This is a genomic window from Pseudomonas sp. RIT778, from assembly GCF_019718735.1.
In the GTDB taxonomy this organism is placed as follows: Bacteria; Pseudomonadota; Gammaproteobacteria; order Pseudomonadales; family Pseudomonadaceae; genus Aquipseudomonas; species Aquipseudomonas aphyarum.
Map to the genome: position 1 here is coordinate 131,687 of NZ_JAIHBA010000012.1, position 22,064 is coordinate 153,750.

Genomic DNA, 22,064 nt, shown 5'->3' on the forward strand with positions numbered 1-22,064 from the left:
GGCGTGTAGTTTTACTACAAATCATCCGGCATTTCAGCCTTTCGAATGTATAGACGAGTAGTAAAACTACAGATGAAAGGCTTGTGGCCTCCGACTGCGTTGTGAGAATAATCGTTAAGGTTGGTCTTTAGCCATCCGAAAAAGGTGAAAGTTTGATGCTGGCTGCCAAAGAAAAAGAAATTTCAGCTATTTCTCACTTTTGTTCGACAGTCCTTCGCGTAGCGGTTTTTCGATCATCACTACAAGCGGCCATTTACACGCCGATCAAGGATAGACCATGACCCTGCCCGCGCTTGCCGAACTGCCCGCCATTCTCCTGCCGTTGGTCAGCCGATCGGAGCAGTCGTTCCGTGCGGCCGTCGGTCAACTGGAAGACGATCACGGCTTCTCGTCCTGGACGCCGGAACGCTGGGCGCAGTTCGCCCGCGTCAGCGCCGCCAGCGATTTCGTCATTGAACAGAGCGTTCGTGACCCTTTGATGTTGTTGTCGCTGGTGCAGTCCGGCGAACTGGACCGGCCGTTCGCCAAAGGTGAGTTGTGCGGGCAGATCGCCGCCGCCGTCAGCCTCGCCCAGACCGAAGATGAACTGGGCCGGGCCCTGCGTCGTCAGCGCACCCGGCATCAGGTTCGCATCATCTGGCGCGACCTCAACCGCCAGGCCGATCTGGTGCAGACCTGCCGCGATCTCTCGGACATGGCCGACGCCAGCATCGATCAGGCCTATCAATGGTTGTACCGTCGCCATTGCGACCAGTTCGGCACGCCGACCGGCCGGCGCAGCGGCGAACCGCAGCAAATGGTCATCCTCGGCATGGGCAAGCTCGGCGCGGTCGAGCTGAACCTCTCTTCGGACATCGACCTGATCTTCGCCTACCCCGAGGGCGGCGAAACCGTCGGCGTGAAGCGCCCGCTGGATAACCAGGAATTCTTCATCCGCCTCGGCCAGCGCCTGATCAAGGCCCTCGACCCTATCACCGTCGACGGCTTCGTGTTCCGCGTCGACATGCGCCTGCGCCCGTACGGCTCGTCCGGCGCGCTGGTGCTGAGCTTCAATGCGCTGGAGCAGTATTACCAGGATCAGGGCCGCGACTGGGAACGCTACGCGATGATCAAATCGCGGGTGGTGGCCGGCGATCAGGTGGCGGGCGAGCAGTTGCAGGAAATGCTGCGGCCGTTCGTTTACCGGCGCTATCTGGACTTCTCGGCGATCGAAGCACTGCGCACCATGAAGCAGTTGATCCAGCAGGAAGTGCGACGCAAAGGCATGGCCGACAACATCAAGCTGGGCTCGGGCGGTATCCGCGAAGTCGAGTTCATCGCCCAAGCCTTTCAACTGATTCACGGCGGTCGCGACCTGAGTCTGCAACAGCGCCCTCTATTAAAGGTGTTGAGCACGCTCGAAGGGCAGGGCTATCTGCCGCCGGCGGTGATCAGCGAACTGCGCGAAGGTTACGAGTTCCTGCGTTACACCGAACACGCGATTCAGGCGATTGCCGACCGCCAGACCCAGATGCTGCCGGACAGCGCTCAGGATCAGGCGCGTATCGCATTCATGCTCGGTTTCCACGACTGGGAGGCATTCCACGAGAAGCTGATGTTCTGGCGCGGCCGGGTGGCGTGGCACTTTGCGCAAGTGATCGCCGATCCCGATGAGGACGAAGGCGTCGAGAGCGAAGTGGTGGTCGGCGGTGAATGGCTGCCGCTGTGGGAAGAGGCTCAGGACGAGGAAGCGGCCTGTCGCCAGTTGGAAGAGGGCGGTTTCGCTGACGCGACCAAGGCCTTGAAGGCACTGGCGAGCCTGCGTGCCAGCCCGCAGTTGCGGGCGATGCAGCGTCTGGGGCGCGAGCGTCTCGATGCCTTTATTCCGCGTCTGCTCGCCCAGGCGGTGGAGCATGAAAATCCCGATCTGGTGCTTGAGCGGGTGTTGCCGCTGGTCGAAGCGGTAGCCCGGCGCTCGGCTTATTTGGTGCTGCTGACGGAAAACCCCGGCGCGCTGCGGCGTTTGCTGACGCTGTGCGCCGCCAGTCCGTGGATCGCCGAGCAGATCACCCGTTTCCCGCTGCTGCTCGATGAACTGCTCAACGAAGGCCGGTTGTTCAAGCCGCCGCTGGCGCCGGAACTGGCCGCCGAGTTGCGCGAGCGCCTGACGCGGATCCCGGAAGACGACCTCGAACAACAGATGGAAGCGCTGCGCCATTTCAAACTGGCGCATCGCTTGCGCGTCGCCGCCTCGGAAATCGCTGGCAGCCTGCCATTGATGAAAGTCAGCGATTACCTGACCTGGCTGGCCGAAGCGATTCTGGAACAAGTGCTGGCCCTGGCCTGGCGCCAGACCGTGGCCAAGTACGGCACGCCGCTGCGCACCGATGGCACGCTGTGCGATCCCGGCTTCATCATTGTCGGTTATGGGAAAGTCGGCGGGATCGAGTTGGGGCATGGTTCGGATCTGGACCTGGTGTTCATCCACGATGGCGACCAGCAGGCCGAAACCGATGGCCCGAAACCGATCGATGGCACGCAGTTCTTCACCCGGCTCGGCCAGCGGATCATTCACTTGCTGACCGCGCAGACCAACTCCGGTCAGCTGTACGAAGTGGACATGCGCCTGCGTCCGTCCGGGGCGTCCGGGCTGTTGGTCAGTTCGCTCGGCGCGTTTGCGCGCTATCAGGAAAATGAAGCCTGGACCTGGGAACATCAGGCGCTGGTGCGGGCGCGGGTGCTGGTGGGCAGCAAGGATGTCGGCCAGGCGTTCGAGAACGTCCGGGCCCAGGTGCTGGGCAAGGCGCGGGATCTGGCGAAACTGCAACAGGAAGTGAGTGAGATGCGCGCCAAGATGCGCGACAACCTCGGCAGCAAGAGCACCGCCGCCGGTACCGGGGCGAATGCCTTCGAGGCCACGGCGCCGTTCGACCTCAAGCAGGACGCCGGAGGTATCGTCGATATTGAATTTATGGTGCAATACGCGGCTCTGGCGTGGTCGCAAACCCACCCGCCGTTGCTGCGCTGGACGGACAATATCCGCATTCTGGAAGAGCTGGAGCACGAAGGGCTGATGCCTGCCGAAGACGCCAGCCTGTTGCGTGAGGCCTACAAGGCCTATCGTTCCGCCGCCCACCGGCAGGCCTTGCAGAAGGACGCCGGGGTGATACCGGGCGATCAGTTCGCAGACGAACGGCGGCAGGTGATGCGGATCTGGCGTGAGCTGGGGCTAAGCTGATTCTCGAGACGGGGAGGCGTAAAGCCTCCCCGGTTCGTTTATGGAAACCACATGAATATTCTGATCGTTGGGCCCAGTTGGGTCGGTGACATGGTGATGGCGCAGACACTGTTTCAGTGTCTCAAGCAGCGCCACCCGCAGTGCGAAATCGACGTGCTGGCCCCCGAGTGGAGCCGGCCGATCCTCGAACGCATGCCCGAAGTGCGCAAGGCCTTGAGCTTCCCGCTCGGCCACGGCGCGCTGGAGCTGGCGACCCGTCGGCGGATCGGCAAATCCCTGGCCGGCCAGTACGACCAGGCGATCCTGCTGCCGAACTCGCTGAAGTCGGCGCTGGTGCCGTTCTTCGCCGGCATCCCGAAACGCACCGGCTGGCGCGGCGAATTCCGCTACGGCCTGCTCAATGACGTGCGCACGCTGGATAAAGAACGTTATCCACTGATGATCGAGCGTTTCATGGCGTTGGCCTACGAGCCGAACGCCGAGCTGCCGAAACCTTATCCGCGCCCGAGTCTGCAAATCGATCCGGTGACCCGCGAGGCCGCATTGGCCAAGTTCGGTCTGACCCTCGACCGTCCGGTGCTGGTGTTGTGCCCCGGCGCCGAATTCGGTGAAGCCAAACGCTGGCCGTCCGAGCATTACGCCAAGGTCGCCGAGGCGCGTATCCGCGAAGGCTGGCAGGTCTGGCTGTTCGGCTCGAAGAACGATCACGCGGTCGGCGAAGACATTCGCGCGCGGCTGATTCCGGGCCTGCGCGAAGAGTCAGTGAACCTCAGCGGCGGCACTTCGCTGGCCGAGGCCATCGACCTGATGTCCTGCGCCGACTCGGTGGTCTCCAACGATTCCGGCCTGATGCACGTGGCCGCCGCGCTGAATCGTCCGTTGGTGGCGGTCTACGGTTCGACCTCGCCGGGTTTCACCCCGCCGCTGGCCGAGCATGTGGAAATCGTCCGTCTGGGCCTCGATTGCAGCCCTTGCTTCGACCGCACTTGCCGTTTCGGCCATTACAACTGTCTGCGCCAGCTGATGCCGGACGCGGTCAACGATGCCTTGCAGCGTTTGCAGGGCTCTGTGGTCGAGGTTCATTAACTTGCGGGTATTGCTGATCAAGACTTCATCGCTGGGCGACGTGATTCACGCGTTGCCGGCGCTGACCGACGCCGCCCGGGCGATTCCCGGGATCAAGTTCGACTGGGTGGTGGAAGAAGGTTTCGCCGAGATTCCGACCTGGCACCCGGCCGTAGGCAAAGTGATTCCGGTGGCGATCCGCCGCTGGCGCAAAAACATCTGGAAAACCATCACCAGCGGCGAATGGAAGCGCTTCAAGCAATCCGTTCGGGCGAATAAATATGATCTGGTGATCGACGCTCAGGGCCTGCTGAAAAGCGCCTGGCTGACCCGCTACGTCAAAGCCCCGGTGGCCGGTCTCGACAAGGGCTCGGCCCGCGAGCCGATCGCCGCGCGCTTTTATGACCGCAAACTGGCGGTGGCCCGAGGTCAGCATGCTGTCGAGCGTGTGCGCCAATTGTTCGCTATCGCCTTGGGTTATGACTTGCCCAAAGGCCTGGGCGATTACGGCCTCAACGTCGAGCGTCTGGTCGAACTGCCGCGCAAAAATGCCTACGTGGTGTTCCTCCACGGCACCACCTGGGACACCAAGCACTGGCCGGAAGCCTACTGGCGCGAGCTGACCGAGCGGGTCGGCTACCTCGGCGTCGGGATCAAGCTGCCGTGGGGCAGCCCGCTGGAGAAGGCCCGGGCCGAGCGCATCGCCGCCGGTTTCAAACACGCCGAAGTGCTGCCGAAGCTGAACCTGGCCGGGGTCGGCAAGGTGCTCGCCGGCGCCCAGGCCTGCGTCGCGGTGGACACCGGCCTCGGTCACCTTGCCGCCGCTTTGGATGTGCCGACGATTTCCCTGTTCGGCCCGACCAATCCGGGCCTGACCGGCGCCTACGGCAAGCTGCAGATTCACCTCGGCAGCGATTTCCCGTGCGCGCCGTGCCTGCAAAAGAAATGTACGTATCAACCGACCGCGCAGGATGCCCGTCAGTTTGACCTGAAACGCGAGTGGCCCCTGTGCTTCACGCGTCTGAATCCCGAGCGTGTTGCCAGCCGACTGAGCACGTTGTTGATGGCTGAGGAGCTGCGCTGATGCAATTGGCTTTTGTCCTGTACAAATATTTCCCGTTCGGTGGCTTGCAGCGCGATTTCATGCGCATCGCCCTCGAATGCCAGAAGCGCGGGCACCAGATCCGCGTCTACACCCTGATCTGGGAAGGCGACGTGCCACCCGGTTTCGAAGTGCTGGTGGCGCCGGTCAAGGCGTTCTTCAATCACCGGCGCAACGAAAAGCTCAGCGCGTGGATGGAAGCGGACCTGGCCAAGCGCCCGGTGGACCGCCTGATCGGCTTCAACAAGATGCCGGGGCTGGACGTCTACTACGCCGCCGACGGTTGCTTCGAAGACAAGGCGCAGAACCTGCGCAATTCGCTGTATCGCCGCTGGGGCCGTTACCGCCACTTCGCCGAGTACGAGCGCGCAGTGTTCGCCAAAGACGCGAAGACCGAAGTGCTGATGATTTCCGAAGTGCAGCAGCCGCTGTTCATCAAGCATTACGACACGCCGCTGGAACGCTTCCACCTGCTGCCGCCGGGCATCGCCCAGGACCGTCGCCGCCCTGCGGATGCCGACCAGATTCGCGCCGGTTTCCGCGCCGAATTCAATCTCAAGGACGACGAACTGCTGCTGGTGCAGATCGGTTCCGGGTTCAAGACAAAGGGTGTTGATCGCAGCCTGAAAGCGCTGGCCGCATTGCCTGCCGAGCTGAAGAAACGCACCCGGCTGTTTGTAATCGGCCAGGATGACCCCAAATTGTTCCAGATGCAGAGTGCGACGCTGGGCCTGGGCGACAACGTGACGTTCCTCAAGGGGCGCAGCGATATCCCGCGTTTCCTGCTCGGCGCCGATCTGTTGATCCACCCGGCGTACAACGAAAACACCGGTACGGTGCTGCTTGAAGCGCTGGTCGCCGGGTTGCCGGTGCTGGTCAGCGCGGTCTGCGGTTACGCCCATTACATCGCCGAGGCCGACGCCGGGCGAGTGCTGGACGAACCGTTCGATCAGGCGCAACTGACGCAATACCTGACTGACATGTTGAACGACGACGCTGCACGGGCGGCCTGGAGCCGCAACGGTCTGGCCTTCGCCGAGACGGCCGACCTCTACAGCATGCCGCAGCACGCGGCCGATGTGATTCTGGCGGAGCACGCTTAAATGAAGTTGATGCTGGCTGAACCGTTCAAGAGCCTGTGGGCTGGCCGCGATGCATTCGTGGAAGTCGAGGGCTTGCAGGGCGAGGTGTACCGCGAGCTGGAAGCCCGCCGGACGTTGCGCACGGAAGTCGACGGCAATGGCTTTTTCGTCAAGATTCACCGGGGCATCGGTTGGGGCGAGATCTTCAAGAACCTGCTGACCGCCAAACTGCCGGTGCTCGGCGCGGGTCAGGAATGGAAAGCCATCCAGCGTTTGCAGGAAGTCGGCGTGCCGACCATGACCGCCGTCGCTTACGGCGAGAAGGGCAGCAACCCGGCGGATCAGCATTCGTTCATCGTCACCGAAGAGCTGGCGCCGACCATCAGTCTCGAAGACTTCAGCATCGACTGGGTCAAGCAACCGCCGCAGCCGAAACTCAAGCGGGCGCTGATCGCCGAGGTCGCGCGCATGACCGGCATGATGCATCGCGCCGGGGTCAATCACCGCGACTGCTACATCTGCCACTTCCTGCTGCACACCGACAAACCGGTCACGCCCGAAGATTTCAAACTCTCGGTGATCGACCTGCACCGCGCCCAGACCCGTCCGGCGATCACTCAGCGCTGGCGCAACAAGGATCTGGCGGCGCTGTACTTTTCCGCACTGGACATCGGCCTGACCCGCCGCGACAAGCTGCGCTTCCTCAAAGGTTACTTCCAGCAACCGCTGCGCCAGATCCTGGCTGAAGAAGCGCCGTTGCTGAGCTGGCTCGAAGGCAAGGCCAACAAGCTCTACGCGCGCAAGCAACGGTACGGGGATGCGCTCTGATGGCGGGTTGGAATCTGGAGCCTGAGTACAGTGAACTTGCGCAGTATTTCGGTAGCCTCGAAGCGGTATTTGCCCTTCAGGGCGAGCGCCTGACTCGCGATCCATTGTCCGAAGTCATTCGCGTGCAACTCAACGGCGTCAACTATTACGTCAAGCGCTACACCGGTGCCGGCAAGGGCCTGCGGCGTTATCTGGGCAAGCCCCGGGTGAAGATGGAATGGCAGAACCTCAAACGCTTCGCCAAGTGGGGCATTCCCACCGCCGAAGTGGTGGCGTGGGGGCTGGAGCGCAACGGCATGGCCTACGATCGCGGGGCGATGATCACCCGTGAACTGCCGCGCACCGAAGACTTGTCGGCGCTGGCCGAACGCAACGATCCCAAGCTCAAGGATCGTGCCTGGGTCGACGGCGTCAGTCGGCAGCTGGCTGCTTATACGCGTGTCATGCACGACCACCGCTTCACCCATAACGATCTGAAGTGGCGCAATTTGCTGATCGACGATCAGGCGCAGCTGTTTCTGATCGACTGCCCGAACGGCGATTTCTGGCGCGGTTTCTGGCTCAAGTATCGGATCACCAAGGATCTGGCCTGCCTCGACAAGGTGGCCAAGTATCACCTGTCGAACACCCAGCGCCTGCGCTTTTACCTGCAATACCGTGGACGTGATCGGCTGAATGCCGCCGACAAGCAACGGATTCGCCACGTGGTGAGATTTTTCGAGGGACGCGAATGACTGATTTTCTGGCCGCTGAAGACCGTGCGCTGCTGGAGCGCCACGGTCTCGGCACGTTCGATGCGCTGTGGTCCAAGCAGCTCGACGCCGTGGATGAGCCCAACACCGATGGCGGCGGCTGGAGCAGCGTGTTTCGTCTGGATCTGGAAGGGCATGGCTATTACCTCAAGCGCCAGTGCAATTACCTGACCCGCACCCTGCACGCGCCCTTCGGCGAGCCGACGTTCGCCCGGGAATTTCGCAACATCAGTCGTTACAACAAGCTCGGCATTCCGGCGTTGCAGGCGGCGTTCTTCGGTGAGCGCAAGGTCAACGGCGAAGTCCGTGCGATCCTGCTGACCCGGGCGCTGGACGGCTGGGACGATCTCGATTCGCTGTTGCAGCGCTGGTCGGACCTCGATGCCGCGCAGCAATCGGCGATTCTCAAGTCCTGCGGCCTGTTGGCGCGCCATCTCCACGGCATGCGTCAGGTGCATGGCTGCTTCTATCCAAAACACATTTTCCTGCGTGCCGAGGGCGACGGCTATCAGGCCCAGTTGATCGACCTGGAGAAGACTCGGCCGTTGCTGTTCGGTATGCGTGACCGGGTCAAGGATCTGGAGCCGCTGCTGCGCCGTGCGCCGGAGTGGAGCGAAGCGCAATTGCGTGAGCTGCTGGCGGCGTATCTCGATCAATCGACGGACAGTTCGCTGGTCGATAGCTGGGTCACGCGGCTGACCGCGCGGCGCAGTCGCAAGGAGACCCGCTGATGCAGCTGTCCGACCTGAAAAATGCCGGGCGTACGCCGAGTCTGCCGCTGACGGTTTCGCTGGCCGATGCGGCGGGCGCTGCCGATTTGCAGTTGCTCAGCCTGTTGCGGGTGTTGCCGGGGCAGCGTTACGTCGGTGCCGGTGTGTGGCGCGGGCGTCCGGTGCTGGCCAAATTGCTGGTCGGCAGCAAGGCAGCGCGGCATTTTCAGCGTGAACTGGAGGGCGTGAAACTGCTCGCCGCCCAGGGCATGACCACGCCGTTGCTGCTGGCCGATGGCTTGAAGGACGGCGAGGGTGGCTGGCTGCTGTTCGAGTTCCTCGAAGGCGCCGAGAGCCTGGGCGATGCCTGGAGCAAGGTCGAATCCTTGCCGGTGCTGGCCGACGAACAATCGGCGGTGCTGGCCGAAGCGCTTGGTGCCATCGGTCAGTTGCACGGCAAAGGCCTGTGGCAGGAAGACCTGCATCTGGACAACCTGCTGCGCCACGGTGGTCAGCTGTATCTGATCGATGGCGCCGGTATCTGTGCAGAAAATGCCGGCCAGCCGTTGTCCCGGCACAAAGTGCTGGAAAACCTCGGGGTGTTCTTCGCCCAGTTGCCCAAATCGCTCGAGCCGTTCACCGAAGAATTGCTGGTGTATTACCTGCTGAGCAACAGCGAACACGCGCTGCCGCTGGAAGCCCTGCAAAAGCAGATCGACAAGGTGCGCGCCTGGCGCTTGAAGGATTACCTGATCAAGGTCGGTCGTGAATGCACGCTGTTCAGCGTCAAGCGCGGCGCGTTCGGTCTGCGGTCGATCCGCCGCGAGGAAGAGCCCGCGATGCTGCCGGTGCTGGAACAGGCCGATGCCTTGCTCGATCAGGGCCATTTGTACAAGACCGGCGGCGCGGCCAGTGTCGGCAAGGTCGAGGTTGCCGGGCGTCCTCTGGTGATCAAGCGTTACAACATCAAGAATTTTGCCCATTGGCTGAAGCGCTTCTGGCGTCCAAGCCGCGCCTGGCATTCCTGGCGCGAAGGCAATCGCCTGGCGTTTCTCGGCATTGCCACACCAAAACCGCTGGCAGTACTGGAAACCCGGTTTTTCTGGCTGCGCAGCAAGGCCTATCTGATCACCGAACACTTGGCGGGGCCGGACATCATCGAGCGCTTTGCGCCATATGTTGAAAGCGGTGAAGCGCCTGAAAGCGAATTGCAGGCACTGGATCAGCTGTTTGCACGGTTGGTCGCCGAACGCATCAGCCATGGCGACTTCAAGGGTCATAACCTGTTCTGGCAAGAAGACCGCTGGGCGCTGATCGATCTGGACTCGATGTGCCAGCACGGCTCGGTGGGCAGCTTCGCCCCGGCCTATGCCCGGGATCGCGCGCGGTTCATGCGCAACTGGCCTGAGAGCAGTGCGCTGTATCATGTGATCGATCAGCGATTGCCCAAGGATGTAGTGGGCACTGCATGATTGTTTTCGCCAGCGCGTAAGACATTTCTGCAGTTGAATTCGGGTAAGGCATGTGGCGACAAATCCTTGTGACTTGTCCTACGGTCTTCCCGGAACCCATGAACTGCCCCTCGCAAAACCCCGATGCTAGTTTGCCCCGACGTTCCCGGAGGGCAAACCTTGAGCATCAAAAACGCTATCACGATCGGCGCATTTTCCCTGGTACTGTCCGGCTGCGGCACCGCCGTCACGGTGTTGCAGGACGATGAAGGCGCCACGCGCGGCCTGCGCAAACAGAAGACCTACTGTCAGTCGATTCCGCGCATCTACAGCGGGCTCGCCCACGATTTCTGCCTGCTGCACGCGCCGCCCGATCCTACTGGCATTCTGGTGCCGGTCGTCCTGCTCGACCTGACCCTGTCCGGGGTGTTCGACACGGCGTTTCTGCCTTACACGATCTATCGCCAGGCAGTGGACGGGAATATCAGTGTTTATTGGCGACCAAGCCGTGGATAGGCCCATGGACAAGGGTTCTGTGGGTTGAACGACATGGGGCAATTCGCACAGGGTCATTCCCGCCACGTTTACGCTATAATCCCGCCCTTTAGCTGTCTCTCGCCCGGTGCGAGGGCACATCATTTTTCAAGGCGCATCGCGCCTGAATGCAGACTAAAGAGGCTAGACCCCTGTGGCATTGACGATTCTTGGCCTGTCCGGCGCCCTTAGCCATGATCCTTCAGCAGCCTTGTACATCGACGGCAAGCTGGTCGCGGCGGCTGAGGAAGAGCGCTTCGTACGCGATAAACATGCAAAGAACCGCATGCCCTACGAATCGGCGAAGTTCTGCCTGGAGCAGGCAGGCATCAAGCCGTCCGACGTTGACGTGGTCGCGATTCCGTTCGCCCCGATCAGCATTTTCGGCAAGGCTCGCTGGCAGTACGCCAAGCGTTACTGGTACGCCCCGGACCGCGCACTCGACGCGATCCTGATGGGCAACCGTCGCTACAAGCGCTATCGCAACAAGATCGTCTGGTGCCTGGAGCAACTGGGCTTCGATCCGAAGAAAATCAAGATCGAGCCGGTTGAACACCACCTGGCCCACGCTTCCAGCGCCTATCACTGCTCGGGTTTCAAAGAGAAAACCGCGATCCTCGGCATCGACGGCAAGGGCGAGTACGCCACGACCTTCTTCGGTTATGGCGAAAACGGCAAGATCCACAAGATCAAGGAATTCTTCGATCCGGACTCCCTCGGTGGCCTGTACGGCGCGATCACCGAGTTCCTCGGTTTCGACATGCTGGACGGCGAGTTCAAGGTCATGGGCATGGCGCCGTACGGCGACGCCAGCAAATACGATTTCTCGCGTCTGGCCTCGTTCGAGAACGGCGAACTGGTGATCAACACCGACTACGCCAACGTGATCGGCCTGCGTCGCTATAAAGAGAAGGGCAAGGGTTACTACTTCTCGCCGAAGCTGATCGAGTGGCTGGGTCCGAAGCGCGAAGGCGACATCGCCGACGAGCCGTACATCCACTACGCCGCCAGCATTCAGGCGCTGTTCGAAAAAATCGCGCTGCAGATGATCGACTACTACCTGGGCGACGTGCTCAAGGAAACCGGCAAGCTGGCCTATGCCGGTGGCTGTGCGTTGAACGTCAAGCTCAACCAGAAAATCATCGCCCGCGACGACGTCAAGGAGCTGTTCGTACAGCCTGCTTCCGGCGATGCCGGCACGGCGGTCGGCGCAGCAGCTTACGTGTCCAACGCCCGTGGCGTACCGGTCGAGAAGATGGAACACGTCTACCTCGGCCCGTCGTACAGCAACGAAGACGTGATCGCCGCATGCGCCCGTCACGAGAACAAGCCGACCTGGCGCAAGCTCGACAACATGCCGGAGCAGATCGCCAAGATCATGGTCGATGGCAACCCGGTGGCCTGGTTCCAGGGCCGCATGGAGTTCGGTCCGCGTGCACTGGGCGGTCGTTCGATCATCGGCTGCCCGAGCGTGGCTGGCGTGGCTGACCGGATCAACCACCAGATCAAGTTCCGCGAGCGCTGGAGGCCTTTCTGCCCGTCGATGCTCGACACCGTTGCGCCACAGATGATCAAGATCGATCACCCGGCGCCGTTCATGACCTTCACCTTCGAAGTGGCTGAAGAGTGGAAGACCCGCGTGCCGGAAGTCGTCCACGAAGACGGTACTTCCCGGGCCCAGGTGCTCAAGCGCGAATACAACCCGCGCTACTACGACATGATGAAGGCGCTCGAAGTGCTGACCGGCAACGGCGTGTCCCTGAACACCTCGCTCAACCGCCGTGGTGAACCGATGATCTGCTCGCCGACCGACGCCCTGAACATGTTCTTCGGCTCGGATCTGCAGTACCTGATCATGGAAGACATCCTGGTGGTCAAAGAAGGCGCAAACGCTTATGACACGCTCGGCTGAACGCCATGTGCTGCAGTTCTGTCACGGCTATGACGGGCCGTTCCTCGACTGCGCGCGGCAGTACGCCAGCCTGTTCGCGGGCACCGGTTATCGGGTCACCACGGTCTTTCTGACCGGGGCTGCCGATAGCGAGGTGGCCGCGGCCTGCGCCTCCGATGAAGTGTTGTTCATGGAATACAGCTCCAAGGCCATTCGTGGCCTGAAGCTGGGCGCCATCGGCGATCTGCGCAAGATCGCCGCTTCACGCAATTTCAGTTTCTGCATCGCCCATCGCTTCAAGCCGATCTACATCGCCTTGCTCGGCACTTCGCTGCCGGTGATTGGCGTGCACCACGCGTTTGGCGATTACAAACGCGGCTCGCGCAAACTCTTTGCGCAGATTTTCCGCAAGCGTCTGAGCCTGCTCGGCGTGTCCGATGCGGTGCGCGACGACATGCGCCACTGTCTGCCGAAATGGCCGGCGGCGCGTATCCAGACCCTTTACAACCGCATCGATGTCTCGGCGTTGCAGATGAGTCAGGTGTCCGCCCGTGAAGCCCGCGAGACCCTCGGTCTGTCGGCGGATGCGTTCATTGTCGGCAACGTCGGTCGTCTGCACCCGGACAAGGATCAGGCCACGCTGCTGCACGGTTTTGCCGCGGCATTGCCCGGTCTGCCGGCCAACAGCCAACTGGTGATTCTCGGCAAGGGTCGTCTTGAGGACGAACTCAAGGCGCAGGCCCGTGAGCTGGGCGTTGGTGATCGCGTGCTGTTCCTCGGTCAGGTGCCGGATGCGCGCAATTACTTCCGCGCGTTCGATGTGTTTGCCTTGAGCTCCGACCACGAACCGTTTGGCATGGTGCTGCTGGAGGCCATGGCCGCCGGCGTGCCGTTGCTGGCCACGGCGTGTGGCGGGGCGAAGGAAGTGGTCGAAGGCGTGGGCATTCTGTTCCCGCTGGGTGACGCAGAACATCTGGCCCAGGGCCTGAAACATCTGGCCGGTATGGACGAGCAGCAGCGTCGCCAATGCGCGGAGATGATGTTCGAACGCCTGCGCGAGCGCTTCTCCGACCGCGCCGTACGCGACACCTTCTGGCATTTGCCGCAAGTTACCGATCTGGCACCGAGGGGCTGATGCTCAACCGATTTCAAGGCTGGCGCGAACGTGGCTGGTCGCCCGTTGACGCCTCAACTTATGCACAGGCCTGGCAACGTTTCGGCGGCAGCGTCGCGACTCATCCCATGGTCGTTGAGCGTCTGGCGAATCTGGCCGGCATCCCGGTGCGCTATCTGGCCTGGGAACAGCAGGGCGAAATCAAAGCCGCGATCCCGACCTGGGGCCGCGACCTGGCCTTGTCCAAGGACGTGCTCAAACGCAACGGCAAGAAAGGCCTGTTCGACCTCGGCAACGCCGAGCTGATCCTGCCGGCCGCCGCCGATGCCCAGGCCCCGCTGCGCCATCGCGGGCGCTACCTGTCGGCGCTCAACGAAAACCGCTTCAGCGGCCTCAAGTTGCAGACCGAACAACTGGCCATGGCCCGCACTCCCGAAGAGCTGTCGAAGAAGTTTCGCTACAACCAGCGCCGCGAACTGCGCCTGCTGGAAGAGGCGGGCGGGGTGGTGCGGCCGGTCAGCGATTTTTCCAGTGCCGAACTGGCAGCCATTTATTGCGACCTGTTCCAGCGTCGCTGGGGTTTCCCGGCCACTGGCGCGGCACGCATGGCCGAAGTCATCGAGCTGTTGCGCGAGCTGTTGATCGGCTCGGTGATCTTCCTCAACGATGCGCCGATCGCCATTCAACTGGTGTACCGCGTCGAAGCCCCGGAGTGGATCAGCGTCGAGTACATCAACGGTGGCGTCGATCCTGAAACCCGCGAATTCAGCCCTGGCAGCGTCCTGAGTTTCCTCAATACGCAATCTGCCTGGGAGCACGCTCGGGCACTGGACAAGCCGCTGCGCTTTTCCTTCGGTCGCGCCGACCGTGAATACAAGGATCGCTGGTGCAATCCTGTGCCGGTCTTCACCGTATGAGTCAGCCCATGAGCCGCAAACAGCAACTGCTCAAGCGTCACCGGCGCAATAAGCGCATCGGCCTGTTGATCGCACTGATCGTGTTGATCGCCCTCGGCGTGCTGGTGGCCTGGTGGTTGCCGCTGGTGCTGGCGGTGATTGGCTGGATCGCCCACGAAGCCTGGTTCGCCGATCACCTGTTCTATTCGCCGAAAGACGATTACCAATACAGCTTTCCGCCGTTCACACCGCAGCCAAAAGTGCATTTGAACGGCGAGCAATTGCGCCTCGACGAGGGTGTGATGCTGGTGGACGACGCCACGCTGATCCTCGCCGTGAAGGTCAGAAGCAGCTTTCTGGGACGCTTCTTCGATCCTCGGGTCGAGTTGGCTGGTGGCACCCATCCCGATGCGCAGACGTTCGAACGCGGCGTCAATGGCCTGCGTTATCTGAACCTCAGCGGTCAGGCGCAGGCCTTGTCACAAGGCCAGTTGCGTCTGCGCGGGCGCTTTTGCCGGGTGTCCGGTGAGCCGGTGCTGTGGGCGCTGGAGCAACCGGACTACCGCCAGCAGCGGGTGATGGTCATCGCCCCTCACGCCGACGATGCCGAACTGGCCGCCTACGGTCTGTACAGCCAGGCCAAAGAAGCCTGGATCGTGACCCTGACTGCCGGCGAGATCGAAGCCGAACACTATCAACAGATGGGCCTGAACAAGGTCGAGGCGGCGCGGCTCAAGGGCCGCTTGCGTGCCTGGGACAGTCTTGCCGTACCGCGCTGGGCTGGCGTGCCGCAGGAACATTGCGTGCAGCTCGGTTATTTCTGCCTGCAACTGGCGGCGATGCAGGCTGCGCCCAATCAACCGATTGGCTCGCGGGAAGCCGATCTGAACGACACGCGGATGTTTCGTCAGCTGAATCCGTTTGCCTTGCCCGGCGATGCCGACGGCGCGCCGACCTGGAACAACCTGCTGGCCGACCTGCGTGACGTACTGGCCCGCGCGCGCCCGGATGTGATCGTGTTGCCGCACCCGACGCTGGATCCGCATCCCGACCATATCTGCGCTCAAGAGGCAGTGCTGGAAGCCTTGCGCAGCCTCGATTACCAACCGACCCTGCTCGGTTACGCCAATCACTTGCACGACAATGACCGCTGGCCGATGGGCGACAGTGGGCAGGGCATTGCCTTGCCGCCGGCGTTCGACGCAGGCGTGGCGATGCAGCCGCTGTGCCTGCCGCTGTCGATCGAATTGCAACGGGACAAGGCCATGGCGCTGGGCATGATGCATGACCTGCAGCCACCGGCCCCGTTCAAGCGTCGCCTGCGCCGGCTGTTTCAGCGACTGCTGGCCGGTCGGATGCCGTCGGTCTACGGCGAGAACGAATTTTTCAGAAAAGCGGTCAGGCGCCAGGAGCTGTTCTGGCTACTCAAACAGGGCGAAACGGGCGTCAACCGGGGAGATTTATGAGTCAACGGTCAAAGGTGTTGCAGCTGCAGCCCGACTACAACGTCAAATCCCATGATTTCGCCGACCTCGCCGAGCAAATCGTCAAGGCGCTGCCGACCGATCGTTACGAAGTGACCGCCGCTTTCCTGCGCGGCAAGCCAGGGCCGGGCGAAGCCGTCAGCCGGGCCGACCGTTCGGTGTATTTCGAGTTTTCCGACAAGTCCCTGAAGGGCATGCGCCTGCGGGCGATGTGGCAGCTGTACAAGTTCTGCCGCCGGGAAAAGTTCGATGTGGTGATCTGCAACCGCTTCAAACCGGTGAACATGATGCTGACGCTGAACCGCTGGTTGAAAGTGCCGCTGTGCATCGGCATTTCCCACGGTTTCGGCGAGTACGACCGCTTCTACCGTCGTCGCCAGACTCAGCGCCTGATCGATCGGCACTGGCGCTTCGTCGGCGTGTCGCCGGCGGTCAAACAGTATTTGCTGGATTGCGATTGCGGTTTCACTGACCAGAATACCTACGCGATCACCAACGCCATCGACATCGAGCAGGCCGAGGGTTTGCAGCACAGCCGCGAACGCGCGCGCGAAATGCTGGGCATCGACCCGAATGTGCGGCTGATCGGGGCGCTGGGGCGACTGGTATCGGTCAAGGGCCACACTTATCTGTTGCAGGCTTTCGCCCAACTCAAAGACAAATACCCGAACACTCAACTGGCCATCATCGGTGCCGGACGCCTGCAGGCGCCGCTGGCCACCGAGATCGAACAGTTGGGCCTGAGCGGCCGGGCGCACCTGCTGGGCTTCAAGGAAAACGCCCTGCAGTACGTGCGCGCGTTCGATATCTGGACCATGCCGTCGCTGGCCGAAGGCCTGGGCCTGGCCTTGCTGGAAGGCATGAGCGGGCATCTGCCGGTGATCGCCTCGAACGTGCCGGCCATGCTGCCGCTGATCGAAGGTGCCGGTGGCTTGTCGATCACGCCCAGGGACGTACCGAGCCTGGTTGCGGCGCTGGACACCTACCTCGCGCTGTCGGATGACGAGCTCAAGGCCAAGGGCGAGCAGGCCTATCGTTATTTGCAGGAGCAGCACGACATCGAGGTGTTCCGCCAGGAATACCTGAACCTGATCGACTCCGGCCTGGAGCAGGCCCGCAAGGAACAGCCGTGAGCGAAGAAAGAGCCATGAGCGAAGAAAGAGCCATCAGCGAGTCCGCAGCCGTGAGCGGTGAGCAACCTCTCGTCACCGTCATCATCGCCTCCTATAACCATGGCCCTTACATCGAGGAAAGCATCCTCAGCGTCATCAATCAGAGTTACCAGAACATCGAGCTGCTGGTGGTCGACGACGGCTCGAAGGACGACAGCGTCGAGCGCATCCAGGCCTTGCAGGAAAAGCACGGTTTCGATTTCCGGGTGCAGCAGAACCAGGGCCTGACCAATACGCTCAACGGCGCGATCGCGCGGGCCAACGGCAGCCTGATCGTGCCGTTCGGCTCCGACGACATCATGTACCCCGACCGGATCGCCACTCAGGTCGCTTACATGGACGGCAAACCGGAAGTGGGCATCTGCGCCGGCAACATCGAGCTGATGGACGCCGACGGCAATCTCTACCCGGAAAAGCGTCAGCGCCGGGACGTGCCGTTCCGTCGCGCGGATTTCGATGACATGTTCCTGGAACGCAAGCCGTATCCGCCGGCACCGACCCTGATGATCCGTCGTGAGGCTCTGGACAAGGTGGGCGGGTTCGACCCGACGATTCGTCTTGAGGATCTGTACATCGAGCTGAAAATCACCCGCGCCGGGTACTTCATCGATGGCCTGAACGTGGTGATGGCGCGCTACCGCAAGCACGCCACCAACTCCTACAAGAATCACCGTTTCATGATCGAGAACATCCTGCGCACCTACGCGCTGTTCAGCGATCATCCGCTGTACGACGAAGTCCGGTACAAGTCGCTCAACTCGATGTTCCTGAAAACCGCCAACCGTGACCGCAAACTGGCGCGGGAGCTGCTGGCGCAAATCCCGTTCAAGGCCTGGAACAAGAAGACCTGGCGCGGATTGGGCCGGTTGCTGTTTTCACCGTTGGAAAAAGACTGAGCCGTGGGCTGGATTCAGCGCTGGCGCGAGCGACGCGCGAAACGGGCTATTCGCAAATTGCCGAAGATCGAACGCGGCACGGCGCGATTCCGGCAGGCCTACCCTGACTATGGTTTCGGTCGGGGCAGTTATGGCTTGCCGCTGGTGCATGACTGGAAGGAAGGCTCGACGCTGAACATCGGCGCCTATTGTTCGATTGCCGAAGGCGTGCAGATTTTTCTCGGTGGGCATCACCGTGCCGACTGGGTGACCACGTTTCCGTTTCCGGCGATGCTGCCGGAGGCGGCCCACATCAGCGATTACAGCGGCACCCATGGTGACGTGACCATCGGCAACGATGTCTGGCTGTGTTCCGGTTGCACGATCCTGTCGGGCGTCACTGTCGGCAGCGGTGCAATCATCGCGGCGGGTGCGCTGGTTACGCGGGATGTCGAACCCTACGCGGTCATGGGGGGCAATCCCGCGAAGTTCCTGCGTTGGCGGTTCCCCGAGGAACAGCGTCACCAGCTGTTGCAGAGTGCCTGGTGGGACTGGCCGGAAGCCGAATTGAACGGGCTGGCCGGCACGCTGTGCAGCGATGACGTCGAGGGATTCCTCAGTTACGCCCGACAGCGTCGATCGACATAGCTGCTCAGCGATCCTGAACGGCTTTCTCGGCCAGCTTCTTCGACCCGGACCTTTTCTGGCGCAACCACTGCAGAAATGTCCTGCCCGCTTCAATGCCCGGTTTTTCGATGTACAGGAATGTCAGGCTGGCGATGACGATCAGCAGGCAACTGCACACGGCCATCAACAGCAGATAGAGGATCGGGTTTTGCGGGTTGAAGGGTATGAAGTGCGGCAGTTGCTGCACCATGATCCAGAGCACATAACCGTGTAGCAGGTAGGTGCTGTAGCTGATCTCTCCCAGCCAGCGGACACTGCGCAGGCGCAGGGCGCCAAACAGCGGATTGCCCGAGGCCACGATCAGGAAGAACACGGTCAACAGCAGCAACGGCATCAGGTTGAAGGCGCGTTTGTACAGCGTCATCACCAGGACCAGAGCCAGCAGGGCTATTACGGTGGCGAGACGTGTCTGACCCCATGCCGCCAGCTGCGGGCGACGCACCCAGTAGGCTGCGGCAATCCCTCCCAGAAAACTCGCCAGGAAGTGCTTTTTCAGCGAATGTTCCCAACCGACCACCTGATACAGGGTGTAGATCCCGATCAGGCAGAGCACCACTTGCAGCCAGTGTCCACGATAGATGAACACCAGCCCCAGCAGCGGCAGTGCCAGGTAGAAAAACACCTCATAGGCCAGCGTCCAGGTCACGTTGGAAATCAACATCCCGCTCTGCGGGTACTGATTGATGTCAGGTCGGTCGAAGGTCAGCCAGGCCAGTATCTGCCCGGCCAGTTGTGTACCGGAGTCCTTCAGTTCCCAGCCTTGCAGGTAGAACACCGTGACAAACACGATCAGCATCAGCGGCAGATACAGAGGGTAAAGCCGAAATACCCGTGACACCGCAAAGGCCTGCCAGTCGTGATCACGGCCCTGTTTGAGCAGACGACTCCAGAACAGAAAACCGGTGATCATGAAAAACAGCGCAACGCTGGCCTGACCCAGTTGCGAGTAGAAGTTGCTGGGCGGAAAGTCGATCACACCGGTACGCAGGTAAAACCAGGTGATGATGGCGTGATGGATGAATACGCCAAAAGCCAGGTAGCCACGCAGGCCGTCAATACTGCCATAGCGGCTTTCGCCGGCATGTTGCAAATGCGTGGCCGCTTTGGGTAGCAGGCGAAGGAGCAGAGCCGAAGTCGCGATAGCAAGCAGATACGCTATCGCGGCATAGACTGGGTTTGTATCCGTCATGATCAATGGGCCCGGACCGGGCGACCTCCCTGTTGCACCTGCCGGTGCAGATTGTCGACCGCAGCTTTGGAGGCCGTCACCGAATAACCCTGGAGCAGGGCATCGAAGTGATCCTCGAACAGCCAGCGCTTGTCTTCCGTGTAGCGCTGCATGTGACGCAAGTTGCGTTGGCGCAATGAAAGGCTCAGGGGCGACGGATAGATGCGCAGGTCGGCCAGATCGATCAATCCGAATTCGCCATCCTCCAGCACCAGTACGTTGCCCAGGTGCAACGAGCGGAAATACACGCCCTGTTCATGCAGTTGGGCCATGAACTTGCCAAAGCGTTCCACCAGGGCCTGGCGTACTGCGGGAGCCGTGATGCCTTGCAGCACCTGACGCAGGGTATGGCCCGGCAAAGGCGAATAATGAACGGCGCTGCTGCCGTCTTCGAGACGATAAAGACCCAGTATCTCCGGGGTCGGGATGCCTGCCCTGCGCAATTGCTCGCTGTTCACGGCAAATCGCTCGGAGTAGGGATTGAAGGTGCCGGAGGTGTACCAGCGGCGACGGCGGAATAGTTTCAGGAAACTGCCATCTTCCAGGCGCAGAACTTTGGGCCCCAGGCCGTCTTCTTCGATGATCCGGGCATTTTGGCTCAGCTGCTGCATGTCGGCTGCCGAGCGTTTTACCACCGGCCTGTCCAGCAGGCGGCGGGCACGCAGGTTAATGCTCAGTGCGGCAATCAGTGCCAGCGGTATCCACAGCAGGAACCAGTGCTCCTTGGGCCGCGAAAGGATGCCGCCACCCTCGGTCAGTCCCGCACCGATACCGAATACCAGCAGGGTCGAGGCGATGATCAGCAAGGGCTGTACACGCTGGCGCCAACTGCTCAGCAGTCCCCAGGCGAGGAAGAACAACCACGGCAGCAGGCCCAGCAGGCCGACGTAATAGAGGACACCCAGCGCAAAACTGTGCGGCTCCTGAAAGTTGTATCCGACACCGGGATCGATCGACAGGTTGGCGTTATAGCCGTGGCCGATCCACGGATGATCGGAAATCTTGTTCAAGGCCAGTTGCCAGATTTCGAAGCGATAGGAGTCGCCACGTTCGATGATCATTTGCGAAAACACGGCCATGACCACCGCACCGCTGGTGGCCAGCGCGCCCAGCAGCAGCAGCGAACGACGGTTCCAGCAGATGAAGCACAGCCAGAGTGCCGCCGCGGTCAGGGCGACCAGCGGGGTTCTGGAACCGGTGCCGATCACCGCCGCGAACATGATCGCCATCGCCGGCATACTGAGCCAGAGCAGCTGGCGACGCTTGCAGGTCATGCTGATGCTGAGCCAGTAGGCACAAAAGAAACCGAACAGATGAGAACTGAGCAGCGGGTTGTCGAAGGCGCCACCACCGACCAGGCGCATCCCGGGCTCATAGGTGCGGGCAAAATGGATCAGGAAGACACTGGTGGCCACTAGCGCAACCAGTGCCGCCGTGAACAGCAAGGGCTGGAGGATATCGTTGCGATAGCGCACCAGCAGGTAGCAGCCGGCGAACAACAGCAAGGTGTGCAGCGGCGGCTTGAACATACCGCCGATCGGTTCATCCCCCGGTCCCCAGCACAGGCTGAGCAGCGCCCAGGCGACGAACAGCAGCAGTGCGATGATCAGTGGCTCCTGGAGCAACTCCTTGAACGCCCGCGGGCGCAAGCAGATGGCGATCAGCGTCGGAATGCTGAACAAGCCGTAAAACAGTTTGTGATGCAGGCTGCGACCCGGCAGGAAAAACAGTGCGCACAAGAGCAGGAAGTAGCCGGCGGGGAGTATCCACAGACTAATGAAATCGAAAATTCGATTGGAAGTACTGCTGAAGCCGCGAAGTTGCATGCTGAGAGATTCAATCCTGAAGTTGATCGGCCATTTCGATGATGGCTATTTGATGCTGAAAAAGATGCCTAACAATAGCAGCCTTTGCCCGATTGCCAGAACCCTGAAGAAGCTGTGCTAAAGTCAGCGTCCTTTTTATCGACTTTCGCG

The 22,064-nt window shown here is 61.5% G+C and carries 18 protein-coding genes; 16 read left to right on the forward strand and 2 right to left on the reverse strand.

Annotated elements, in window-relative coordinates; all coding sequences use genetic code 11:
- The first annotated feature begins 277 nt into the window (after positions 1-277).
- The 16 genes from glnE to K5E37_RS09760 all read left to right on the forward strand — a co-directional run bounded on the left by glnE (position 278) and on the right by K5E37_RS09760 (position 18,821).
- On the forward strand, positions 278-3,217 hold the full coding sequence (gene glnE / locus K5E37_RS09685) for a bifunctional [glutamate--ammonia ligase]-adenylyl-L-tyrosine phosphorylase/[glutamate--ammonia-ligase] adenylyltransferase (protein WP_085608459.1): 2,940 nt from the start codon (positions 278-280) through the stop codon (positions 3,215-3,217).
- Between the two features lie 51 nt (positions 3,218-3,268).
- The gene (gene waaF, locus K5E37_RS09690; protein WP_039766536.1) at positions 3,269-4,303 is read left to right on the forward strand and encodes a lipopolysaccharide heptosyltransferase II; all 1,035 of its coding nucleotides are present in this window, start codon (positions 3,269-3,271) and stop codon (positions 4,301-4,303) included.
- A 1-nt stretch (position 4,304) separates the two neighbouring features.
- Positions 4,305-5,366, forward strand: a complete 1,062-nt coding sequence (waaC, locus tag K5E37_RS09695) for a lipopolysaccharide heptosyltransferase I (protein ID WP_221533685.1) — start codon at positions 4,305-4,307, stop codon at positions 5,364-5,366.
- The gene (locus K5E37_RS09700) at positions 5,366-6,487 is read left to right on the forward strand and encodes a glycosyltransferase family 4 protein (protein ID WP_085685321.1); all 1,122 of its coding nucleotides are present in this window, start codon (positions 5,366-5,368) and stop codon (positions 6,485-6,487) included. Before waaC ends, K5E37_RS09700 begins: the two co-directional genes overlap by 1 nt.
- Positions 6,488-7,294: a lipopolysaccharide core heptose(I) kinase RfaP gene (rfaP, locus tag K5E37_RS09705; protein ID WP_085608461.1), complete on the forward strand. Its 807-nt coding sequence runs from the start codon at positions 6,488-6,490 to the stop codon at positions 7,292-7,294. It begins immediately after the preceding gene.
- On the forward strand, positions 7,294-8,028 hold the full coding sequence (locus K5E37_RS09710; protein WP_007952281.1) for a lipopolysaccharide kinase InaA family protein: 735 nt from the start codon (positions 7,294-7,296) through the stop codon (positions 8,026-8,028). Before rfaP ends, K5E37_RS09710 begins: the two co-directional genes overlap by 1 nt.
- Complete coding sequence (locus K5E37_RS09715) at positions 8,025-8,777, forward strand: lipopolysaccharide kinase InaA family protein (RefSeq protein WP_007952279.1); 753 nt, start codon at positions 8,025-8,027, stop codon at positions 8,775-8,777. The genes K5E37_RS09710 and K5E37_RS09715 overlap by 4 nt, the downstream gene beginning before the upstream one ends.
- Positions 8,777-10,228, forward strand: a complete 1,452-nt coding sequence (locus tag K5E37_RS09720; RefSeq protein WP_221533686.1) for a lipopolysaccharide kinase InaA family protein — start codon at positions 8,777-8,779, stop codon at positions 10,226-10,228. The genes K5E37_RS09715 and K5E37_RS09720 overlap by 1 nt, the downstream gene beginning before the upstream one ends.
- A 159-nt stretch (positions 10,229-10,387) precedes the next feature.
- A complete protein-coding gene (locus K5E37_RS09725; protein ID WP_221533687.1) occupies positions 10,388-10,723 on the forward strand; it encodes a YceK/YidQ family lipoprotein in 336 nt (111 codons plus the stop codon).
- Between the two features lie 172 nt (positions 10,724-10,895).
- Complete coding sequence (locus K5E37_RS09730) at positions 10,896-12,653, forward strand: carbamoyltransferase (protein ID WP_007952261.1); 1,758 nt, start codon at positions 10,896-10,898, stop codon at positions 12,651-12,653.
- Positions 12,637-13,767 (forward strand): glycosyltransferase, encoded by a 1,131-nt coding sequence (locus K5E37_RS09735; protein ID WP_221533688.1) that lies wholly within the window; start codon positions 12,637-12,639, stop codon positions 13,765-13,767. Before K5E37_RS09730 ends, K5E37_RS09735 begins: the two co-directional genes overlap by 17 nt.
- Positions 13,767-14,663 carry an antimicrobial resistance protein Mig-14 gene (locus K5E37_RS09740; RefSeq protein WP_007952259.1) on the forward strand — a complete coding sequence of 299 codons (897 nt, stop codon included), beginning with the start codon at positions 13,767-13,769 and terminating at the stop codon, positions 14,661-14,663. Before K5E37_RS09735 ends, K5E37_RS09740 begins: the two co-directional genes overlap by 1 nt.
- 8 nt (positions 14,664-14,671) lie before the next feature.
- A complete protein-coding gene (locus K5E37_RS09745; protein ID WP_221533689.1) occupies positions 14,672-16,108 on the forward strand; it encodes a PIG-L family deacetylase in 1,437 nt (478 codons plus the stop codon).
- Positions 16,105-17,259 carry a glycosyltransferase gene (locus tag K5E37_RS09750; protein ID WP_221533690.1) on the forward strand — a complete coding sequence of 385 codons (1,155 nt, stop codon included), beginning with the start codon at positions 16,105-16,107 and terminating at the stop codon, positions 17,257-17,259. Before K5E37_RS09745 ends, K5E37_RS09750 begins: the two co-directional genes overlap by 4 nt.
- 14 nt (positions 17,260-17,273) lie before the next feature.
- On the forward strand, positions 17,274-18,194 hold the full coding sequence (locus K5E37_RS09755) for a glycosyltransferase (RefSeq protein WP_218191707.1): 921 nt from the start codon (positions 17,274-17,276) through the stop codon (positions 18,192-18,194).
- Positions 18,195-18,197: 3 nt separating this feature from the next.
- On the forward strand, positions 18,198-18,821 hold the full coding sequence (locus K5E37_RS09760) for a CatB-related O-acetyltransferase (RefSeq protein ID WP_085608468.1): 624 nt from the start codon (positions 18,198-18,200) through the stop codon (positions 18,819-18,821).
- Between the two features lie 4 nt (positions 18,822-18,825).
- Here the strand turns inward: K5E37_RS09760 and K5E37_RS09765 are convergent, their stop codons facing one another.
- Together K5E37_RS09765 and K5E37_RS09770 are read right to left on the reverse strand one after the other, a co-directional pair.
- Positions 18,826-20,049: an acyltransferase gene (locus K5E37_RS09765; protein WP_007952252.1), complete on the reverse strand. Its 1,224-nt coding sequence runs from the start codon at positions 20,047-20,049 to the stop codon at positions 18,826-18,828.
- Between the two features lie 2 nt (positions 20,050-20,051).
- A complete protein-coding gene (locus K5E37_RS09770; protein ID WP_221533691.1) occupies positions 20,052-21,914 on the reverse strand; it encodes a bifunctional O-antigen ligase/aminoglycoside phosphotransferase family protein in 1,863 nt (620 codons plus the stop codon).
- Positions 21,915-22,064: the final 150 nt, after the last annotated feature.

What these genes read in the sequence shown, in the direction of transcription:
- glnE (WP_085608459.1), top strand. Translation starts at nt 278, where the DNA reads ATGACCCTGCCCGCGCTTGCCGAACTGCCCGCCATTCTCCTGCCGTTG.
- waaF (WP_039766536.1), top strand. Translation starts at nt 3,269, where the DNA reads ATGAATATTCTGATCGTTGGGCCCAGTTGGGTCGGTGACATGGTGATG.
- K5E37_RS09700 (WP_085685321.1), top strand. Translation starts at nt 5,366, where the DNA reads ATGCAATTGGCTTTTGTCCTGTACAAATATTTCCCGTTCGGTGGCTTG.
- rfaP (WP_085608461.1), top strand. Translation starts at nt 6,488, where the DNA reads ATGAAGTTGATGCTGGCTGAACCGTTCAAGAGCCTGTGGGCTGGCCGC.
- K5E37_RS09710 (WP_007952281.1), top strand. Translation starts at nt 7,294, where the DNA reads ATGGCGGGTTGGAATCTGGAGCCTGAGTACAGTGAACTTGCGCAGTAT.
- K5E37_RS09715 (WP_007952279.1), top strand. Translation starts at nt 8,025, where the DNA reads ATGACTGATTTTCTGGCCGCTGAAGACCGTGCGCTGCTGGAGCGCCAC.
- K5E37_RS09720 (WP_221533686.1), top strand. Translation starts at nt 8,777, where the DNA reads ATGCAGCTGTCCGACCTGAAAAATGCCGGGCGTACGCCGAGTCTGCCG.
- K5E37_RS09735 (WP_221533688.1), top strand. Translation starts at nt 12,637, where the DNA reads ATGACACGCTCGGCTGAACGCCATGTGCTGCAGTTCTGTCACGGCTAT.
- K5E37_RS09740 (WP_007952259.1), top strand. Translation starts at nt 13,767, where the DNA reads ATGCTCAACCGATTTCAAGGCTGGCGCGAACGTGGCTGGTCGCCCGTT.
- K5E37_RS09745 (WP_221533689.1), top strand. Translation starts at nt 14,672, where the DNA reads ATGAGCCGCAAACAGCAACTGCTCAAGCGTCACCGGCGCAATAAGCGC.
- K5E37_RS09750 (WP_221533690.1), top strand. Translation starts at nt 16,105, where the DNA reads ATGAGTCAACGGTCAAAGGTGTTGCAGCTGCAGCCCGACTACAACGTC.
- K5E37_RS09755 (WP_218191707.1), top strand. Translation starts at nt 17,274, where the DNA reads ATGAGCGAAGAAAGAGCCATCAGCGAGTCCGCAGCCGTGAGCGGTGAG.
- K5E37_RS09765 (WP_007952252.1), bottom strand. Translation starts at nt 20,049, where the DNA reads ATGACGGATACAAACCCAGTCTATGCCGCGATAGCGTATCTGCTTGCT.
- K5E37_RS09770 (WP_221533691.1), bottom strand. Translation starts at nt 21,914, where the DNA reads ATGCAACTTCGCGGCTTCAGCAGTACTTCCAATCGAATTTTCGATTTC.